Annotated in this window: 4 protein-coding genes; 3 read left to right on the top strand and 1 reads right to left on the bottom strand. The window is 41.9% G+C overall.

Annotated elements, in window-relative coordinates:
- On the top strand, window positions 1-312 hold a 312-nt coding region (locus AC2JBO_RS44020; protein ID WP_496959927.1), incomplete at its 5' end, for a creatininase family protein.
- 106 nt (window positions 313-418) lie between these two features.
- Entirely contained in the window at window positions 419-556 is a 138-nt protein-coding gene (locus tag AC2JBO_RS44015) for a hypothetical protein (protein ID WP_496959926.1), read from the top strand.
- Between the two features lie 64 nt (window positions 557-620).
- On the opposite strand, the gene AC2JBO_RS44010 is transcribed toward AC2JBO_RS44015, so the two are convergent.
- Complete coding sequence (locus AC2JBO_RS44010; RefSeq protein ID WP_496959925.1) at window positions 621-2,012, bottom strand: malic enzyme-like NAD(P)-binding protein; 1,392 nt, start codon at window positions 2,010-2,012, stop codon at window positions 621-623.
- A gap of 226 nt (window positions 2,013-2,238) precedes the next feature.
- Between AC2JBO_RS44010 and AC2JBO_RS44005 the strand changes: the two genes are divergently transcribed.
- On the top strand, window positions 2,239-3,305 hold a 1,067-nt coding region (locus tag AC2JBO_RS44005; protein ID WP_496959924.1), incomplete at its 3' end, for a protein kinase domain-containing protein.

The raw sequence follows: 3,305 nt of genomic DNA, 5'->3' as shown, positions 1-3,305 counted from the left end.
AACTGGTTCATGTGTCGCGAGGTTTTGAAATTAGCGCACGAATTATACGGGGATCAAGAAGGTTCCCATGCAACTCCTAGTGAGGTTGCACTAACACAATACATTTACCCAGAAGCGATAAAGGTGGCGCCGTTATCTGAAGAAGTAGGTAAAGGATATAAAATCTATGGTGCTACAGATTTTCGGCGCCGTTACCCAGATGGACGTATGGGTTCTAACCCTGCTTTGGCTACACCTGAACATGGACGGCAGTTTTACGAAACTGCTGTCAAAGAACTTAGTAACGGCTATTTAGAATTTGTAAATAGTTAGGAGAGTAGGGTGTGTGACGCTATTAAAATTTTAAAACGAAGCGCCGAACTGATGGCGTCACGCACCATATGTTTAAAATCAAGTATGTGTTTGTTAACGCGGCGCCATGAAAGTTATTAAACAGAAGGTTGATGAGGAAATGGAAGATGAACTTCGGGCAGAATATGACCTAAAAAGTCTACGAGTCAGGAAGTTCGGTAGTAGACGACAAAATTTTGGCGGTATAACCGCTCCTAATTTGTAAGGTGCGTGACGCTACTAGATCATTGTTTTGTTTCACAATTGTTATGGCGTCACGCACCCTACTCCTAACTTCTTGCGATACCTTCGTTACGTGCTGCGTGTTGGACTGCTGCGGCAACGGCGCCTGCGACACGTTGGTCAAATACTGATGGGACTATGTGTTCTTTGTTTAGGTCTTTGGGGTTGACTAATGAAGCTATGGCGGTTGCTGCTTCTAAGTACATTGATGTGGTTATTGCTTTGGCTCGGCAATCTAAGGCGCCACGAAATACTCCAGGGAAGGCTAAGACGTTGTTGATTTGGTTGGGGTAATCACTACGTCCTGTTGCCATTACTGCTACATCAGATGTAACTAGTTCGGGTTGAATTTCGGGGATGGGGTTTGCCATTGCAAAAACTATTGAGTCTTTTGCCATTGAACGTACCATTTCAACTGTCAAAACACCTGGTGCGCTAACTCCAATAAATACATCTGCTCCCTGAATGGCGCCTGCAAGTGTTCCTTGACCTTTAACGGCAAACTCGCGCTTTTCTTCGTTTAAGTCAGTACGGTTTACTGAAAGTATTCCTTTAGAGTCACACATTAATATTGTTTCGGCGCCTGCTTCTTTGAGCAAACGGGCAATTGCTACACCTGCTGCTCCTGCACCATTGATGACAATGCGGATTTTTTCTATCGGCTTTTGCACTAATTTTAAGGCGTTAATTAGCGCCGCTAAAGTTACAATCGCTGTACCGTGTTGGTCATCGTGAAACACGGGGATATCTAATTCTTGACGTAACCTTTGCTCTATCTCAAAACAACGGGGAGCTGCAATATCCTCTAAATTGACACCTCCGAAAACTGGAGCTAAATTTTTAACTGTACGGACTATTTCATCGGTATCTTGTGTTGCTAGACAAATTGGAAAAGCGTCGATACCAGCAAATTCTTTGAATAGCATGGCTTTACCTTCCATTACGGGCAAAGATGCTTCGGCGCCTAAATTGCCTAATCCTAGTACTGCACTACCGTCAGTAACAATTGCAACAGTATTTCGCTTAATAGTGAAGTTGTAAACGTCATCAGGATTTTCTGCTATCGCACGGCAAACTCTTCCGACTCCGGGAGTGTAAGCCATCGCTAAATCTGACACGCTTTTAAGCTGAATTCGACTGTTGATACTAATTTTACCACCGCGATGTAGATTAAACGTGCGGTCATAAACGTCGATAACTTTGATGTCGGGTAAAGCTTTTACCGCTTGCACTATCGTTTCTGCATGTTCGCAAGATGCCGCATCAACAGTAATATCACGAGTTGAAATTGCGCGAGTTTGCTCAATTAAATCAATTTGTCCGAAATTACCACCACTTGTAGCGATAGCTTTGGTGACGGTAGCGAGCATTCCCACGCGGTTGGGAATTTCTAGACGAATCGTTAAACTGAAACTCGAATTGGGAGTGAGGTCTGCCATGCTCGGTGTTAGATTTTAATATTTCATATTAAGCTGGTAGAGGGAACATTTTCTAGCAGTGCTTCACAAACATATTCATATTTATGGTTTCATGACCCGAATATTACTTATGAAGATCAACAATTCCTTTTAACTTTCGCTCGATAGAAATTTGTGTAACAATCGTTCTGCGGGTGTAGGGTTGGCAATTGCAAGCAAAAAACGTCTGGATGCAAGGGTTCATTCAATGCTGGAAACAAAGCTCCGAGGACGCTACAAAATTATCCGAGACTTGGGAAAAGGAGGTTTTAGCGAGACATATCTGGCTCTTGATATGGACTTACCCGGAAACCCTCACTGTGTTGTCAAGTTACTCAAACCTATTTTTACTGATGCTGAGTCTTTGGAAATTGCCGCGCGTTTATTTGAGCGTGAAGCACAAGTTCTTTATCGGGTGGGTACTCACGACCAAATTCCAAGACTTTTGGCGCATTTTGAGGAAAATAAACATTTTTACTTAGTTCAGGAGTACGTTTCAGGTACTCTTCTCTCGAAAGAACTTACAAAAGGGCAGAAGTGGAGTGAGGAGCAAGCTGTTGATTTTTTAAAGGATTTACTACAAATATTAGATTTTGTTCATAAAGAACAGGTTATTCACCGCGATGTTAAACCAGCAAATCTAATTCGACGCGCGTCTGATGGTAGAATTGCTTTGATTGACTTTGGTGCTGTTAAGGAAATTACAGCGGTAATGGAAACAAGTCAAGGAATCACAATAATTGGCACTCCTGGTTATACACCTGTTGAACAGCGTGATGGTAATCCCAAATTTAACAGTGATATTTACGCTGTGGGAATGACGTGTATTCAGGGACTAATCGGTATTAACCCAGATACGCTGCAAAAAAAACCTGAAGTTGTTTGGAACAAGCAAGATGTCAGCCCCCAATTAGCAGCCATTATTGATAAAATGGTTAGTCGCGATTATCGGCGCCGATATCAGTCAGTCGATGAAGTATTACAAGCACTCTCGAAGTTATCTCAGCCAACGCTGCTACAATCGATACAAAAGACAAGGAAAAGTGTAATATCAATTTCTGTCATAGGAATACTAATTATTACGGTAGCTGCTGTACCAACAACGCATAAATTTATACAGCAATTTATTAGCACGCCACAATTACCGTTTATAGAGAATTATTCTTTTTATGAGAATCCAAATTACGCAATAAAAATTAAATATCCCAGGAGCTGGGTAAAAAATGAAGTCGAAGATAAAACAACAGGTGAACTGGCGAGATTTTCCCCATCTGA

This window comes from Calothrix sp. CBUCES-K 9914, from assembly GCF_059640475.1.
This window is presented reverse-complemented; position numbering and strand designations above follow the sequence as displayed.